17 protein-coding genes and 1 pseudogene are annotated in these 15,205 nt (G+C 70.1%); 9 read left to right on the forward strand and 9 right to left on the reverse strand.

Going from position 1 to position 15,205, the window contains the following annotated elements:
• Nucleotides 1–144 precede the first annotated feature (144 nt).
• Nucleotides 145–1,110 carry a helix-turn-helix transcriptional regulator gene (locus ACGFR7_RS25490; RefSeq protein ID WP_393323553.1) on the reverse strand — a complete coding sequence of 322 codons (966 nt, stop codon included), beginning with the start codon at nucleotides 1,108–1,110 and terminating at the stop codon, nucleotides 145–147.
• 95 nt (nucleotides 1,111–1,205) lie between these two features.
• Between ACGFR7_RS25490 and ACGFR7_RS25495 the strand changes: the two genes are divergently transcribed.
• The gene (locus ACGFR7_RS25495) at nucleotides 1,206–1,571 is read left to right on the forward strand and encodes a VOC family protein (protein WP_393323556.1); all 366 of its coding nucleotides are present in this window, start codon (nucleotides 1,206–1,208) and stop codon (nucleotides 1,569–1,571) included.
• A 78-nt stretch (nucleotides 1,572–1,649) separates the two neighbouring features.
• A pseudogene (locus tag ACGFR7_RS25500) lies at nucleotides 1,650–2,143 on the forward strand (integrase core domain-containing protein); the annotation flags it as partial.
• Here ACGFR7_RS25500 and ACGFR7_RS25505 read toward each other — a convergent pair.
• Nucleotides 2,140–3,006 (reverse strand): ABC transporter permease, encoded by an 867-nt coding sequence (locus tag ACGFR7_RS25505; RefSeq protein WP_393323559.1) that lies wholly within the window; start codon nucleotides 3,004–3,006, stop codon nucleotides 2,140–2,142. The pseudogene ACGFR7_RS25500 and the gene ACGFR7_RS25505 overlap by 4 nt on opposite strands.
• Nucleotides 3,003–4,073, reverse strand: coding sequence for an ATP-binding cassette domain-containing protein (locus tag ACGFR7_RS25510; protein WP_393323561.1), 1,071 nt, complete (start codon nucleotides 4,071–4,073; stop codon nucleotides 3,003–3,005). The genes ACGFR7_RS25505 and ACGFR7_RS25510 overlap by 4 nt, the downstream gene beginning before the upstream one ends.
• A 96-nt stretch (nucleotides 4,074–4,169) precedes the next feature.
• Between ACGFR7_RS25510 and ACGFR7_RS25515 the strand changes: the two genes are divergently transcribed.
• Together ACGFR7_RS25515 and ACGFR7_RS25520 are read left to right on the forward strand one after the other, a co-directional pair.
• Nucleotides 4,170–4,940: a TetR/AcrR family transcriptional regulator gene (locus ACGFR7_RS25515; RefSeq protein WP_393323564.1), complete on the forward strand. Its 771-nt coding sequence runs from the start codon at nucleotides 4,170–4,172 to the stop codon at nucleotides 4,938–4,940.
• A gap of 37 nt (nucleotides 4,941–4,977) precedes the next feature.
• Complete coding sequence (locus ACGFR7_RS25520) at nucleotides 4,978–5,415, forward strand: PPOX class F420-dependent oxidoreductase (protein WP_393323567.1); 438 nt, start codon at nucleotides 4,978–4,980, stop codon at nucleotides 5,413–5,415.
• Between the two features lie 77 nt (nucleotides 5,416–5,492).
• On the opposite strand, the gene ACGFR7_RS25525 is transcribed toward ACGFR7_RS25520, so the two are convergent.
• Together ACGFR7_RS25525 and ACGFR7_RS25530 are read right to left on the reverse strand one after the other, a co-directional pair.
• Entirely contained in the window at nucleotides 5,493–6,137 is a 645-nt protein-coding gene (locus ACGFR7_RS25525) for a dihydrofolate reductase family protein (protein WP_393323570.1), read from the reverse strand.
• Nucleotides 6,138–6,303: 166 nt separating this feature from the next.
• Nucleotides 6,304–7,299: a hypothetical protein gene (locus ACGFR7_RS25530; protein ID WP_393323572.1), complete on the reverse strand. Its 996-nt coding sequence runs from the start codon at nucleotides 7,297–7,299 to the stop codon at nucleotides 6,304–6,306.
• Between the two features lie 179 nt (nucleotides 7,300–7,478).
• Here ACGFR7_RS25530 and ACGFR7_RS25535 point away from each other — a divergent pair, with 179 nt between their 5' ends.
• The 3 genes from ACGFR7_RS25535 (at nucleotide 7,479) to ACGFR7_RS25545 (ending at nucleotide 9,845) form a co-directional block, all read left to right on the forward strand.
• The gene (locus ACGFR7_RS25535; RefSeq protein ID WP_393323575.1) at nucleotides 7,479–8,192 is read left to right on the forward strand and encodes a GDSL-type esterase/lipase family protein; all 714 of its coding nucleotides are present in this window, start codon (nucleotides 7,479–7,481) and stop codon (nucleotides 8,190–8,192) included.
• A 398-nt stretch (nucleotides 8,193–8,590) separates the two neighbouring features.
• Nucleotides 8,591–8,794, forward strand: a complete 204-nt coding sequence (locus ACGFR7_RS25540) for a hypothetical protein (RefSeq protein WP_393323578.1) — start codon at nucleotides 8,591–8,593, stop codon at nucleotides 8,792–8,794.
• Nucleotides 8,795–8,846: 52 nt separating this feature from the next.
• A complete protein-coding gene (locus tag ACGFR7_RS25545) occupies nucleotides 8,847–9,845 on the forward strand; it encodes an aldo/keto reductase (protein ID WP_393323581.1) in 999 nt (332 codons plus the stop codon).
• 320 nt (nucleotides 9,846–10,165) lie between these two features.
• On the opposite strand, the gene thpR is transcribed toward ACGFR7_RS25545, so the two are convergent.
• The 3 genes from thpR to ACGFR7_RS25560 form a co-directional block, all read right to left on the reverse strand.
• Complete coding sequence (gene thpR / locus ACGFR7_RS25550) at nucleotides 10,166–10,735, reverse strand: RNA 2',3'-cyclic phosphodiesterase (protein ID WP_393323584.1); 570 nt, start codon at nucleotides 10,733–10,735, stop codon at nucleotides 10,166–10,168.
• Nucleotides 10,736–10,854: 119 nt separating this feature from the next.
• Nucleotides 10,855–12,306, reverse strand: a complete 1,452-nt coding sequence (locus tag ACGFR7_RS25555; RefSeq protein WP_393323587.1) for an MFS transporter — start codon at nucleotides 12,304–12,306, stop codon at nucleotides 10,855–10,857.
• A gap of 28 nt (nucleotides 12,307–12,334) precedes the next feature.
• A complete protein-coding gene (locus ACGFR7_RS25560) occupies nucleotides 12,335–12,799 on the reverse strand; it encodes a MarR family winged helix-turn-helix transcriptional regulator (RefSeq protein WP_393323590.1) in 465 nt (154 codons plus the stop codon).
• A gap of 130 nt (nucleotides 12,800–12,929) precedes the next feature.
• Between ACGFR7_RS25560 and ACGFR7_RS25565 the strand changes: the two genes are divergently transcribed.
• Nucleotides 12,930–13,133 (forward strand): hypothetical protein, encoded by a 204-nt coding sequence (locus ACGFR7_RS25565; protein WP_393323592.1) that lies wholly within the window; start codon nucleotides 12,930–12,932, stop codon nucleotides 13,131–13,133.
• On the opposite strand, the gene ACGFR7_RS25570 is transcribed toward ACGFR7_RS25565, so the two are convergent.
• On the reverse strand, nucleotides 13,126–14,598 hold the full coding sequence (locus ACGFR7_RS25570) for an NCS2 family permease (RefSeq protein WP_393323595.1): 1,473 nt from the start codon (nucleotides 14,596–14,598) through the stop codon (nucleotides 13,126–13,128). The genes ACGFR7_RS25565 and ACGFR7_RS25570 overlap by 8 nt on opposite strands.
• Before the next feature lie 273 nt (nucleotides 14,599–14,871).
• Between ACGFR7_RS25570 and ACGFR7_RS25575 the strand changes: the two genes are divergently transcribed.
• Nucleotides 14,872–15,144, forward strand: coding sequence for a DUF2530 domain-containing protein (locus tag ACGFR7_RS25575; RefSeq protein ID WP_336050531.1), 273 nt, complete (start codon nucleotides 14,872–14,874; stop codon nucleotides 15,142–15,144).
• Nucleotides 15,145–15,205 lie beyond the last annotated feature (61 nt).

Here is a 15,205-nt window from a genome sequence, read left to right on the forward strand (position 1 = left end):
GCCGCCGGCATCTGGCACAACTGGACCACCGGCGCCAAGATCAAACGATCCCTGATCGCCTTCGACCACTGAGAACATCGGACTCATTCATCTAGCTGTACTGACCGGAGACGTTGATTGAAAGCACGGCGCTCCGATCAGCAGTTACGAGGTGGGGGCCGAGTGGCGTTCAAGCAGGTCTCCGGCGAGCTGACTGATGCGTTCGCGGGCCCTCTCTGGGGCGAGCACCTCGATATGGTCACCGAATTGGAGGAGCTGGCGCACTGACTCGATGTTGGGATAGCGCACGACGACGGTGCAACAACCATCTTCTGGGTCGGAAACTTCGTGGATGCGGTTGCCGAGTATGCGCCGCGCCAGGTCGATGCCAGTTTCTGGCAGGCGGATGGTCACGCTCACGCGGCCTTGCGCCTCGGTGCGTGCCTTCAACGCGGCCCACCTGGTGTGAAGGGTCTCACCAGGTCGAAGAACAGCCGGCGCGTTGAGCTGTTCGTAGGCCGAGAGTCGTTCCAGAGCGAACAGCCGACCGTCCCCCTGGTCGTCGGCGACGAGATACCAGCGGCCTGACTTCGCCACGATCCCGTACGGGTCGACCACTCGCGTCGAGGCCCGATTCTCGGCGCTGCGCCGGTACCGGATGCGCAGCCGACGGCGGTGCCGCAGTGCCGTAGCCAGATCCGCTACGTCGATCGCCGCCTCTGAGCCAGCGAACCACGAGGTGCTTTCCACCAGCACCAGGTCCGCCAATCGCAGCAAGTTCGGTGGCTCAGGTGATCCAGCCTGGCGGGCAGCGATCTTGCGCGCGGCCGATTCCCACACCCCAGACAGGCCCATGCCCTCAAGCTGCGCGCTGTCCAAGCCAGCCACGGAGAGCGCCTCCAGCTCTGGTGGGTCCAGATGGGATGCGTTGAGCCGCGCACCGGGGAGCAAGATGATCCCGCCGTTCCGCCCCCGTTCTGCATAAACAGGCACACCCGCAGTTGAGAGTGCCTCCACATCCCGCAGCACAGTCCGCCGAGACACCTCCAGCCGCTTGGCGAGCTCGCTGGTGGTGATGCGCTGACGGGTCTGCAGGAGCAGCAGTAGGTGCAAGAGCCGCGAAGCCTTCATGCTCGCCAATGTTCGCAGAAAAGGTGACAGGTTCTGTCGCGATCACACGATCCGCTGGAGCAGTACCAAGAAATCAACTAGTTGAGGAGCGCTCCATGGCCGCACCGAACCTGTTCCTGATCGGCGTTCGCGACGCCCAGGCCGCTACCGCCTTCTACAGCGACCTGTTCGAGCTCGAACCGACCTTCACCAGTCCCCACTACGTGGCCTTCGAGGTTGCCCCCGGCGTCCTGTTCGCGCTGTGGACGGGATACAACGAGCACGCTGTCCCGAGCACTCCTCGCACGAGCGAAGTCGGACTGATGATGCCGGGACCATCGTCCGCAGTTGACGAGGTCTTCACGAGTTGGGTCTCGAAGGGGGTCCATGTCGTCGAGGAGCCGCACGACGCTGTCTTCGGCCGCACGTTCGTGATCACTGACCCCGATGGAAACCTCATCCGGGTCTCCCCGGTCGACTGAGCTGTACGTCCCCTCTCCACACCTCACGTTGTCGAAGGGCCGGCCACACACGATGGCCGGCCCTTCAGCCTGTCCAGGAGCGCACCGGGCAAGTCCCGCAATGCCTACGGCAGCCCGAAGCTCGGTTATGCGTTCGTGCACACGGTCATCGACGACCACTCCCGCGTCGCCTTCACCGAGGTCCACGATGACGAAACTGCCGTGACCGCAGTCGGCGTACTGCATCGCGCGGCGGAGTGGTTCTGCCGAGCGCGGCGTCGTCATCGCGAGGGTGCTCTCGGACAATGGAGGCGCCTATCGCTCCTATTCTGTGGCGCGACACGTGCGACGCCCTCTCGATCACGCCGAAGTACACCCGCCCTTACCGTCCGCAGACCAACGGGAAGGTCGAACGCTTCCACCGCACCATGGCAGACGGCTGGGCCTACGCCCGCTGCCACGCCTCCGAGGCCGAACGCCGAAGTGAGTGGGAAAGCTGGTTGCACTACTACAACCACCACAGACCCCATACGGCATGCGGGAGCCTGCCGCCGTTCTCACGATTGATCAACGTGCCCGGTCAGTACACCTAGCGGTTCAGCCGCTGGAAGCGCCGTACCGCCAGCGGCAGGAAGACGGCCGTGATGGCGAGCGGCCAGAGCACCGCCATCAGCACCGCATGCGCCTCGACCCAACTGCTTCCCGTGGTGGCCGGGTTTCCGAAGAGGGTGCGGATGGCACCGGCCGTCGAGGAGACCGGGTTCCACATGGCGATCGCGCCCAGCCAGTCCGGCATCATCGACGGCGGCGTGAAGACACTGGAGATCATGCCGAACGGGAAGGCGAGGGCGTAGAGCCCACCGGCCATTTCCTGGTTGCGCACCCAGAGGCCGAGGAAGACGCCGATCCAGGTGAGCGCGAAGCGCAGCAGCAGCAACAGCCCGAATGCGGCCAGGGTGGCGGCCGGATCGCCGTGGGAGCGCCAGCCGACGAGCACGGCGATCACGGCCAGCGCCGCGAGGTCGATGCCGGCACTGACCACATCGGAGACCCCGCGCCCGCTGACCACGGCCGAGGGCGCCATCGGCATGGAGCGGAAGCGGTCGGTGACACCACGGTCCCGGTCGATGACGACGAGCAGTGCGGTGTTCATGAAGCCGAAGGACATGGTCATCGCGAAGATGCCGGGCATCGCGAACGTCGGGTAGTCCACACCGCTGCCGACATCCATCGCACTGCCGAAGACATAGACGAAGAGCAGAACGGAGACGACCGGGAAGCCCAGCTGCCAGGCGATGTTGACGGGCTGCCGGACCAGGTGGGTCAAGTCCCGGCGGACGATGGTCCAGCAGTCGGCGAGGGCCCAGTGGAGACGGCGCGCGGGGCCGTGGCCCCGGCCGCCGGCCGGGCCCGGAGAGCCGGCGTCCGGGGTGTGGGGCAAAGTGCCGGCGCTCATGCGGCCGCCTCCTGTCCGGTGGTGGCCGAACGGTGTCCCGTGAGCCGCAGGAAGACCTCGTCCAGCGTGGGCCGGCGCAGGGCGATGTCCTCGACACCGATGCCGTCGTCCTGGAGGGTGCGGGCGACCTCGGTCAGCGCCGCCACACCGTCGTTCACCGGCACCCCCACCCGCCGCTCGGCCTCGTCCCGGGTGGGCGGCACACCGTCCGCGGCGACCCGGGCCATGGTGCGCGCCGCGTGTGGCAGGTCGGCGGGGTCGCTCAGCACCACCTGGAGGCTGTCCCCGCCCACCTGCCGTTTCAGTTCGGCGGGCGTCCCGTCGGCGATCGTCCGCCCGTGCTCGATGACGGAGATGCGGTCGGCCAGCCGGTCCGCCTCGTCGAGGTACTGGGTGGTCAGCAGCACGGTGGTGCCGGTCTCGGCGAGCCGGCGCAGCGCCGCCCAGACCTCATTGCGGCCGCGCGGGTCGAGGCCGGTGGTCGGCTCGTCCAGGAAGAGCACCTGGGGTGCGAGGATCAGGCTCGCGGCGAGGTCGAGACGGCGGCGCATCCCGCCGCTGTAACCCCCCGCCGGTTTCCCGGCCGCGTCGCCCAGCCCGAACTGATCCAGCAGCTCCGCCGCCCGCGTCCGCGCCCGGTGTGCGCCGAGATGAAAGAGCCTGCCGAACATTTCCAGGTTCTGCCGCCCGGTCAATATCTGGTCCACGGCGGCGTATTGGCCCGCCAGTCCGATCCTGGCGCGCACCTGCTGCGGCGACCGCGTCACCTCGTGTCCGGCGACCGTCGCCCGTCCGCCGTCCGGTCGCAGCAGGGTGGCCAGGATGCGGACGGCGGTGGTCTTGCCCGAGCCGTTCGGCCCGAGCAGGCCGTGCACCGTGCCGCGCCGGACGGTGAGGTCGAGGCCGTCCAGTGCCCGCTTGTCGCCGTACCGCTTCTCCAGGCCCTCCGCGAGGACGGCCGCATCCGTCACATCCGCCGCATCCGGCGGTGGTGGCGCCGGCGCGGCAGCAGCCGGCCCCGCCCCTCCCCTTGCCCCGCGCCGTGCCCCGTTCGTCTTGCCGGTCATCGTCGGACCCCCTCCGGTCGGAAACTGGGTACACCGTACTCGATTACGCGTACGTCGTACTCAGTTTTTGCCCGGGCGGCATAGGATGACCGCACGATGACGACGACAGAACACAGCGGCGGCGGCGATATCCCGCGCAGCCTGGAACTGCTCTGGGGTCTCGGCGACCGGCCCAGCCGTGGCCCCAAGCCGGGCCTCACCCTCGACCGCATCGTCACCACAGCGGTGGCGGTCGCCGATTCCGACGGGCTCGGCGCACTGTCCATGCGCCGCGTCGCCACCGAACTCGGCGTCGGCACCATGTCCCTCTACCGCTATGTGCCGGGCAAGGCCGAACTCCTCGACCTGATGCTCGACAAGGTCTCCGCGTTCGACGCCGAGGCCCACCCCGACCCCGCCGCCGGCTGGCGCCCCGCGCTCGAAGCCCTCGCCCGCGACAACTGGCAGCTGCACCAGCGGCACCCCTGGCTGCTCCAGGTCGACCAGGCCCGCCCACTGCTCGGCCCCAACGCCCTGGACTCACTGGAGTACGCGCTGCGCGCCCTGGCCGGCACCGGCCTGACCGACCGCGAGAAGATCCACGTGATGGTGTCCTTCGGCGGCTTCATCACCGGCACCGCCCGTACCGAGCTCAACTCCGCCCTCGCAGAGAAGCGGACCGGCATCAGCAACGCGGACTTCTGGCAGGCACAGGAGCCGGCCCTGTCCAAGGCGATGCTGAGCGGCCGCTACCCCGCCCTCGCCGGCCTGGACCAGGACACGTTCACCGGTGACGACACCCCGGTCTTCGAACTGGGCCTGACCGCGCTCCTGGACGGATTCGAGGCGCTTATCGCCAACCGCACCGCCCGAACGGACGCACCATGAAGTGACGAAACAGGCCGGATATGCCTGTATGGGAGCCATGACGAACCCCCCGAGCCCCGGCCTCGCCCCCTTCGAACGGCAAGGGGCGATCCTGCTGACCACGTACAAGCGGGACGGCACCGGTGTCGGCACGCCGATGAACCTCGCGGTCGACGGCGATCACGCCTATCTGCGGACGTACGGCAGCGCCTGGAAGGCGAAGCGGATGCGGAACTTTCCCGAGGTGGAGATCTGCGCCTCCACCTGGCGGGGGCGTCCCACCGGGCCCACCGTCCCGGCGCGGGTGCGGCTGCTGGATCCGCAGACCCGGGAGTACCGGCGGGCCGAGCGTTCACTGACCCGGAAGTACCCCCTGATCCACGGGCTCTTCGTGCCGCTGCTGCACCGGCTGAAGAAGGAGCGGACCCTGCATTACGAGCTGCGGCTGGTCGAGGGCGGGGCCGGGGAGCAGGGCTGGGTCAGGGAAGAGGGCTAACCCATGGCACCGGCCGGGGCCGGGGCCCACTGAGACGGTCGCGGCCACCGCGCCGGCGTCCCGAGTGGGCCCGTGTGTCACCTTCGCCAGAACAGGTGGTGCGTCACGCCGCTGGGGCTGGGCACGACGTCGAGGTGGAACCGGTCGAGCAGTTCCTCGGGGGACTCCCAGAGCCGTACCCCGGATCCGAGCTCCACCTGCGAGACGGCTACGTGCAGGGTGTCCACGAGGTCGGCGTCGAGGAACTGCCGGATGGTCGTGGCCCCGCCACCGAGTCGGACGTCCTTGCCCTGCGCGGCCTCCCGTGCCTGCGCGAGGACCGTGGCCGGGTCGCCGCCGACGAAGTGGAACGTGGTGTCGGAGAGGGTGAGCGAAGGACGCTCGTGGTGGGTCATGACGAACACCGGGGTGTGAAACGGGGGCTCGTCACCCCACCAGCCGTTCCACTCGTGGTCGCTCCAGGGCCCGCGATAGGGCCCGAACTTGTTGCGGCCCATGATCTCGGCGCCGATGTTGCGTGCGAAGTCCCGCGTGAAGTAGTCGTCGAGGCCGCGGCTGCCTCCGGGGTCGGTGCGCATGGGCCAGCTCGCCGTGGCGCCGGCCCAGGCGAACAGCTCCCCGGGATCCGCGTGGCCGAACGGCCGCTCCAGGCTCTGGTGCTCGCCGGCACCGAATCCGTCACGCGAGACATTGAAGTTCTGGACCCTCAGCAGCTGAGCCACGTGTTTCCTCCTGCCGTTGTCGGTACCGAGGTCGATATCGGTGTCTGTATCTGTACCTGTCGGTATCGATCTCCGTATCGATCTCCGTATCGGTATCGGTGAGACCGCCGGGGCCGGGCAGACTCATCGCTGCCGCTGCCGCTGCCGCTGCCGCAAAGGCCCCGCCCTACCGCCGTCGCACCAGCCTGCGCAGCCCGACGACCAGCGCCGTGGCCACCGCGAGAACCACCGCCCCCTTGATGAAGCCGGGGTCCAGGTCCGTCCCCGCACTCCCCTTGCCGCCCCGGCCGCCCGCGCCGTCGCCGTTCGCCGGGTCGTCCTTCGCCGAGTCCGGCAGCTGCGCGTCGCTCAGGCCGACCGGTTTGACCTCGCTGTCGTTGCCCTCCGAGCCGTACATGAGGGTGCGGCCGTCGGGGGTGAAGGTGACCGATTCGCCCTGCTGCTGGATCGGTACGCCCACGCTGCCGAGGTCCTTGGGACGGCCGTCCTGCCAGCGGTAGATCCGGGCGCCGAAGTAGCTGCGCAGCACCAGACGGGTGCCGTCGGGGGAGAACGCACCGTCGGTCACCCACAGATCGATGGGCGCGACCTTGCGGAAGACGTTGGTGCCGGAGGTGGTGAGCCGCTGCGGGCCCGCGTAGAGGGCGCCACCGCCGTCCTGCTTCTTGCTGGCGATATAGACCCGGCCGGTCTTGGGGTGCACCATCAGCGCTTCGGCGTCCCGTGGCCCGTCCGCGTACTTCACGTCGAACTGGGTCGCCGTGACCGTCGCGTCGCGCAGCTTCTTCGGTTCGGGGAAGCGGTAGATCCAGACGTGGCTCCAGCTGCCGCCGAGGTTGTCGCCGATGTCGCCGACGTAGATGTTGCCGTCCGGGCCGGTCGAGATGGCCTCGACATCGCGCGGCCTGCCGATGCCGCGCAGGGTGATCCGGGCGACCGTGCGGCCGGTGCGGCCGTCGACGGCGTAGACGTAGGGGCCGTCGTCGCTGTCGTTGTGGGTCCAGTAGATCCCGGGGTGCGCCCGGCTGGCGGCCAGGCCGCTGGACTCGGTGATCCGGGGATCGCCGATGGTGAAGCCGTCGGGCTCGTCGGCGGCGGCGGGCACCACGGCCGCCGACCACAGGATTCCCGCGGCACCGGCCGCGCACAGAAGCGAACGCATGGGCACAGACTGCCATCTGGGACCACCGGGCGGGGGCGCAAGCCACCGGCCTCCACGCCGCCACCCGCACTTCCCCGCCGCCACCCGCGCCTGGCCGGTCACGCCGTCACCGCACCACGGGCCGGGGCGTGTCCAGCGTCACGTACCGAGCGGTAGGGGATCTCGGCCATCATGGCCGGATGAGGATCATGTTCGTCGGTGACTCGATGACCATTGGGAGCACCGGCGAGTTCACCTGGCGCTACCGGATGTGGCAGCACCTGAACGCGACGTTCGACGGCCCGTACCGCATCGTCGGACCACGCCATACGCTCCACGACCCGGCCACCGGCGCCCCCGCCTCCACCGCCTACGCCGACCCCGGCTTCCCCGAGGGGGCCCGCCGCCACCTCGCCGGCTGGGGCGAGGGCTGGCTGCACATGGCGCCGCTGATCGGCGACGTGGTGCGCCGGTACGAGGCCGACACCCTGCTGGTCTCGCTCGGCCTGATCGACCTCGGCTTCTATACGAACGCCGGGCAGACCGCGGAGAACGTGCGGGAGTTCGTGGCGCGGGCCCGGGCGGCGGCGCCGCACGTGCGGGCGGTGCTGATGCCGGTGATACCCAATGTGCGGGCGGTGGCGGACACCGCGTTCGGCGCGGAGTGCGAGCGCTTCAACGAGCTGCTGGCCAAGGCCGTCGCCGACCTCTCCACCCCCGCCTCGCCGTTGCTGCTGGCCTCCGTGCCGGACGGCTGGGAGATCGATCGCGCCACCTACGACGGGACGCATCCGTCGGAGCGGGGGGAGCGGCTGCTCGCGGGGGCGTTCGCCGGGGCGATGCATCAGGCGTGGGGAGTCGGCGGGCCGTACCGCGCCGAGGTGGCATCCGGGGCGGCGGTGCCGGCCGGGTGAGCTACCCGGCGCGCGGGCCGGTCCGCTCACTGGCCCGGTGCCGGCCACGAACTCGGCGCGGTCCGCGAGGAATGCGGGGACCCGGCCGCCGAGCCGGCCTGCCGCCGCCAGGCCCTCGATCTCGGGGATGAGCCGGGACGCGCCGATGTTCTCCGGTTCCAGATGGCGCCGCCAGGAGTCCCGCACGATAGCCCCGATGCCGCGGGTGGTGTCGTCCCAGCCCTCGGTGGGGCAGTTGCCGGTGCCGGATCCCGCCCCGCTCGCCCTCGTCGTTCCCCTGCTCGTGGTCTGGGCGGCCGCGGCCTGGGCGGTGCCGCCCGCCGTACAGACCCGGGTACTGGCACTGGCCGGTCCCGCGCACGGGCCACAGGTGCTCGCGCTCACCAGCAGCGCGGTCTATGTCGGCGCCTCTCGGCGGCGCACTCGGCGGCCGGCCGCTCGGTACGTACGGCCCCGGCGCCCTGCCGGTGGCGGCGGCCTGCTGCGCACCCGTCGCGCTGCCGCTCTTCACCGCCGCCGGGCACCGGGCGGCCGGCCGCGCCACCGCTCCACCGGTACGGGACTTCGTCCCACCCACCACACCACCCTCGGACACGCCCTGACGCCCGAACGGTCCTTGCTTCGAGCGCACTCCAGGGCGTTGGCTGGACCACCATGAAGTACACGCAGCTCGGACGCACCGGACTCAAGGTCAGCCGACTCGTCCTCGGGACGATGAACTTCGGGCCTCAGACGGACGAGGCCGCCAGTCACACCATCATGGACGCGGCGCAGGGCGCGGGCGTCAACTTCTTCGACACCGCCAACGTCTACGGATTCGGCGCCGACAAGGGCCGTACCGAGGAAATCGTCGGCAGTTGGTTCGCCAAGGGCGGCGGCCGGCGGGACAAGACCGTGCTGGGCACCAAGGTCTACGCCAACATGGGGACGGAGGGCGACAAGGTCTGGCCCAACCACGACAAGCTCTCCGCGGTCAACATCCGGCGCTCGGTGGAGGCCAGCCTGAAGCGGCTGGGCACCGACTACATCGATCTCTACCAGTTCCACCACGTCGACCGGGACACCCCCTGGGACGAGATCTGGCAGGCCATCGACGTCCTCGTCCAGCAGGGCAAGATCCTCTACGCCGGCTCGTCCAACCACGCCGGCTGGCACATCGCCCGTGCGAACGAGGCGGCCGCCCGCCGCGGTTCGCTGGGCCTGGTCAGCGAGCAGTGCCTCTACAACCTCGCCGAGCGGCGCGCCGAGATGGAGGTCATCCCGGCCGCCCGGGGCTACGGCCTGGGCGTCATCCCCTGGTCCCCGCTGCACGGCGGGCTGCTGGGCGGGGCCCTGCGCAAGGAGCGCGAGGGCGGCGCGGGCCGCTCGGGCATCGGGCGTTCGGCCGACGCCCTCGCCAACTCCGCGATCCGCGCCAAGATCGAGTCCTATGAGGACCTGCTCGACAAGCACGGCCTGGCGCCCGGCGAGGTCGCGCTGGCCTGGCTTTTGACCCGGCCCGGCGTCACCGGGCCGATCGTCGGCCCCCGTACGACGGACCAGCTCGCCTCCGCGCTGCGCGCCGTCGAACTGACCCTCCCGGACGATCTCCTCGCCTCGCTCGACGAGATCTTCCCCGGCCCCGGCCCGAGCCCGGAGGCCTTCGCCTGGTGAACGGTCCGCGCGCCCGGCGGCCGGTCTGATCGGCTGCCTGGCGCGCGGCAGCGGCCACGGCAGCACTCGGTGCGGCGCCGCCGCGACAGCATCGCTCAGTGCAACGCCGCCGCCACGACCACGACGATGAGCAGGACGGCGAGCAGGCCGGACATGATCCGGTTACGGGTTTTGGGGTCCACCCCTTGAGCGTAACCGGGACCGGTCCGCACGTTTCGGCGGCCCGGCGGCCGGACAGAGGGGGCGGCGGCCGATCCGTGATCCGGCGGCCCTCCAGCGGCCGTCCAGCGGCCCGGCGCCCCATCAGCACCCAGCAGACTTCAGTGGCCCAGCGGCCAGGACCCCACTGTTTCGTAGTGGGGCTGCTTGCCGGCCACCCCGGGGACGGGCGGATGGCTGCGCACCAGGGCCAGGGCGTCGACCGTCCAGGGCGAACCGGCGAAATCCTTGAGGGCGGCCGCGTACGGGCGCAGGTCCAGGTCGGGGACGCGGTTCCGGGCGAGGGTGAGATGGGGGGTGTACGGGCGGTGCTCCTCCTCCATGGCCACGCCCGCCCGGCGGCCCGCTGCCGACGCCGCGCCCGCGAGCGTGCGCATGGCGGGCCGGTCGCCGTCGGCCCCGGCCCACACCACCCGGTCCGAGAAGCGGCCGCCGCCGGCGATCCGCAGGGGGTAGGAATCGCGGCGAGCGGCGGCGCGGCCCAGGCGTTCCCGCAGGTCGGGGACGATCTCCTCGGGCACCTCGCCGTAGAAGGCAAGGGTGAAATGCCAGCTGTCCCGGCCCGTCCACCGCAGCCGTTCGGCGGCCGGCAGCTTCTTCAACTGCGCCACCTCGGCGGCCAGTTCCTCGATCGCGGGAGCGGGCGGCAGGACGGCGGCGAAGAGTCTCATGCGGCCAGTGTGGCGCAGGGCTCGTGCCGTCCGCAGATCGCGGCAGTGTGGCGCAGGGCTCGTGCCGTCCGGCAGATCGCGGCCCGGAAGCGCGCCGCCCCACGCCACCCGTCCCGTCCCTACGCCGCCGGAGTCAGGCTCCTCTCCGCGGAGGCGGAGGCGGAGGCAGCGGCAGCGGCAGCGGCGGAGACCCGCGGCACGAACGCCACGTGCTGACGGCCCCGGCGCAGATCGATCTTCAGGCGCAAGCCGCCCATCCTGGCGAGGATCAGGCCGATGACGACCGCGGACACCATGGAGACCAGACCGCCGGCCAGGAAGCCGATCCGGGCGCCGAAGGCGTCGGTGATCCAGCCGACCACCGGTGCGCCCAGCGGGGTGCCGCCCACGAAGACCATCATGAACAGGCTCATCACCCGGCCGCGCATCAGCGGATCGGTGGCCATCTGGATGCTCGAATTGGCGGTGACATTGACCGTCAGGCCGACCATGCCGATCGGGGCGAGAAGCGCCGCGAAGACCCAGAACGACGGGGCGAGCGCGGCGGCGATCTCCAGGGCGCCGAAGAGGATCGCCGCGCCGACGAGCAGCCGCAGCCGGGAGCCGGCGCGGCGGGCGGCAAGCAGCGCGCCGATCAGTGAGCCCGCCGCCATCAGCCCGTTGAACAGCGAGTAGGTGCCGGCGCCCTGGTGGTAGACGTGGTAGTCGAACGCGGTCAGCCAGATCGGGAAGTTGAAGCCGAAGGTCCCGATGAAGCCGACCAGGACGATGGGCCACAGCAGATCGGGGCGCCCCGAGACATACCGCAGCCCCTCCCGCAGCTGGCCCTTGCTGCGCGGGATCCGGTCGACCTTGTGGAGTTCGGCGGTCCGCATCATCAGCAGCCCGGTGAGCGGGGCGATGAACGAGAGGCCGTTGAGCAGGAAGGCCCAGCCGCTGCCGAAGGCGGTGATCAGGACACCGGCGACGGCCGGCCCGATCAGCCGCGCGGACTGGAAGTTGGCGGAGTTGAGGCTGACGGCGTTGCGCAGCTCGTCCTGGCCGACCATCTCGGAGACGAAGGCCTGCCGGGAGGGGTTGTCGACGACGGTGACCAGGCCGAGGACGAAGGCGACCAGGTAGACGTGCCAGACCTGGACCTGGCCGCTCAGTGTGAGCACGGCGAGGGCGAGGCCGGTCAGGCCCATGGCGGACTGGGTGAACAGGAGCAGCTTGCGCTTGGCGAAACGGTCGGCGATGACGCCGCCGTAGAGCCCGAAGAGCAGCATCGGCAGGAACTGCAGCGCGGTGGTGATGCCTACCGCGCCGGACGAGCCGGTGAGGCTGAGCACCAGCCAGTCCTGGGCGATGCGCTGCATCCAGGTGCCCGTGTTGGACACCATCTGGCCGGTGGCGAAGAGGCGGTAGTTACGTATGCGGAGCGAGCTGAACGTGCCCTTGCGCGGTGTGGCGGCGGGGCCTGTGGCGACGTCCCGGGCGGGGCCCTGGGGGGTCGCGGTCGCGTCGTCGGAAACCGTGTCGTGTGGGGAGTTCGGTGCGGGGGCGGAGTGTGCTCCGGATCCCGTACTCAAAGTCGGTTCGCCTCCTCGGCCTCGGGTTCTACAGCTGTGCGAGCTTCTCCAGCACGGGCGCGGCGGCCCGCACCTTCGCCCACTCGTCCTCGTCCAGCCCGGAGGCCAGCTCGGCGAGCCAGGCGTTGCGCTTACGGCGGCTCTCCTCAAGCATCGCCTCGGCCTGTTCGGTCTGCGTGACGACCTTCTGGCGGCGGTCGTCGGGGTGCGGTTCGAGCCGGACCAGCCCCTTGGCCTCCAGCATGGCCACGATGCGGGTCATCGACGGCGGCTGCACATGCTCCTTGCGGGCCAGCTCACCGGGGGTGGCGCTGCCGCAGCGGAACAGGGTGCCGAGCACCGACATCTCGGTGGGGCTCAGCGATTCGTCGACCCGCTGGTGCTTGAGTCGGCGCGACAGGCGCATCACGGCGGACCGCAGAGCGTTCACCGCGGCCGCGTCGTCTGGGGGCGCCTCCAGGCCGTCAGGCAGGGGGCGGGACAGTTCCGGCATGGTCTTTAGCATAACTCATTACCCTTTCTAAGGAAAGCCAGGGGGCGCCGCCCATCGGGCTTCACCCATACGGGTGAGGACGCGGCCGAATGCGACGCACCTGACCGCGTACGGACGGGACCGTGTCCGCATGGGATCGCAAGTGCTCAGCCTGCGCGTGGACGGGGAGCTGCTGGACCGGATACGGCAGCACGCCGCAAAACGCGGAATGAGCGTCCAGGACTATGTGGTCCGGACGCTCATCCGCGAGGATTTCGACGAGCGCTTCCAGTCGTCTCTCGACGAGACGGAGAAGCTGACGGAGAAGCTGAGGGCGCGCCGGCCCGCTACTTGACCCCGAGTGCCTGCTCGATCGGGTCGAGCAGGAAGTAGACCAGGAAGCACAGGCCGACCACGTTCAGCAGCCAGGGGATCTCCCTGAAGCGGCCGGTCGCCGTGCGCAGCAGGACGAAGGCCAGCACGCCGATGCCGATGCCGTTGGTGATGCTGTAGGTGAACGGCATCGAGACCATCGTCAGGAACGCGGGAATGCCGATGGTGAAGTCGCCCCAGTCGATGTCCCGGACGTTCGAGGCCATGATCAGGAAGCCGACGACCAGCAGGGCGGGCGTCGCGGCCTGCGAGGGGACGACGGTCGCCACCGGCGTGAAGACCAGCGCGAGCAGGAAGAGGCCACCGGTCATCAGGTTCGCCAGACCGGTGCGGGCGCCCTCGCCGACACCGGCCGTGGACTCCACGAAGCAGGTGTTGGCGGAGGCGGAGCCGAAGCCGCCGCCCGCGACCGCGATGCCGTCGACCATGAGGATCCGGCCCATGTTCGGCAGCTGGCCGGTCTCGTTGTTCAGCAGACCGGCCTCCTCGCCAACGCCGATGATGGTGCCCATCGCGTCGAAGAAGCCGGACAGCAGCACGGTGAAGACGAACAGGCAGCCGGTCAGCACACCGACTTCCTTGAAGCCGCCGAAGAGACTGATCTGACCGATCAGACCGAAGTCCGGGGTGTCGATGATCTTGTCCGGCAGGTTGGGGACCGCCAGGCCCCAGGACGCGTCCGGGATCTGCACCAGCGCGTTGATGACGATCGCGACCACGGCCATGCTGACCATGCCGATCAGGATCGCGCCCCTGACCTTCCGCACGACCAGCACGAACATCAGCACCAGGCCGAGGACGAAGACCAGCACCGGCCAGCCCTTGAGCTGTCCGCCCTGCCCCAGGCTCATCGGCACGGTGGTGTGCGCGGCGTCCGGGTTGCGCGTCACGAAGCCGGCGTCGACCAGGCCGATCAGCGAGATGAACAGGCCGATGCCGATGGCGATGGCCCGCCGCAGCCCGCCCGGGATCGCATCCATCACCCGCTGCCGCAGGCCCGAGGCGACCAGGACCATCAGCACCAGACCGGCGAGCACGACCATGCCCATCGCGTCCGGCCAGCTCATCTTGGGCGCGAGCTGCAGGGACACCACGGCGTTGATGCCCAGGCCCGCGGCGATGGCGATCGGGACATTGCCGACGACGCCCATCAGCACCGTGCTCAGACCGGCCATCAGCGCGGTGGCGGTGACCAGCTGGGCGTTGTCGAGATGGTGGCCGAACTTATCGACTCCGGAGCCGAGAATGATCGGGTTCAGCACGATGATGTAGGCCATCGCGAAGAACGTCGCCAGGCCGCCGCGGAGCTCACGACCGACCGTCGACCCCCGCTCGGAAATCTTGAAGAAGCGGTCGAAGCCGTTCTCGGGGCCCTTCGGACCTGGGCTCTTGAGGGGGTCGACCGGCGTGGTGGCCGAGGGGGGCATGCGGGGACCTCAGTCGGACGGGCCTGGGCAGGCGTGGGGGCCCGGGGGCCCGGAACACATACAGAAACAGGAACAACCGGATCGGCTTGGACGAAGAGACGAGCAGAACCGGCCGTATCCAGAAAGGTTCAGTATGAATAAACAATCCGCTGATCGCTATCTCCGCGCGTAGAGCCTTGTGCCGCAACGGCCGGGCAGGCCGCCCCACCGGGTTCCGGGCCCTGCCCACCGCCGCCCGCGGCCCCCGGGCCCGCTCCCCGTAAGCTGGCCGTCATGTGGAAGAAGTCCGAACTGCGCGAGGCCCCGGCGCCTCTTGAGGGCCCCGTCGTCGGCACGATCACCGGCGGCACCATCATCTGGTTCGTGCTCTTCCTCGGCCAGCTCCCCTTCTACGGCTGGTTCGCCGACCACGGCCACAGCTGGTGGGTGTGGACCTGCCTGGCCGGCGGCGGCCTCGGGCTGGTGGGCATCTGGTACGTACGGGCCCGGGACGCCGCGATCAAGCGCTCCGCCGCGACGGCCGGGCAGCCCGCCGACCAGCACTGAGCGCCCGCCCCCGGCACAGCGCACGACAACGGGTGCATTGCCCCGTCCGCCCGTAACGTCG

Origin of the sequence: Streptomyces sp. NPDC048516, assembly GCF_043199875.1 — a bacterium.
Classification (GTDB): Bacteria; Actinomycetota; Actinomycetes; order Streptomycetales; family Streptomycetaceae; genus Streptomyces.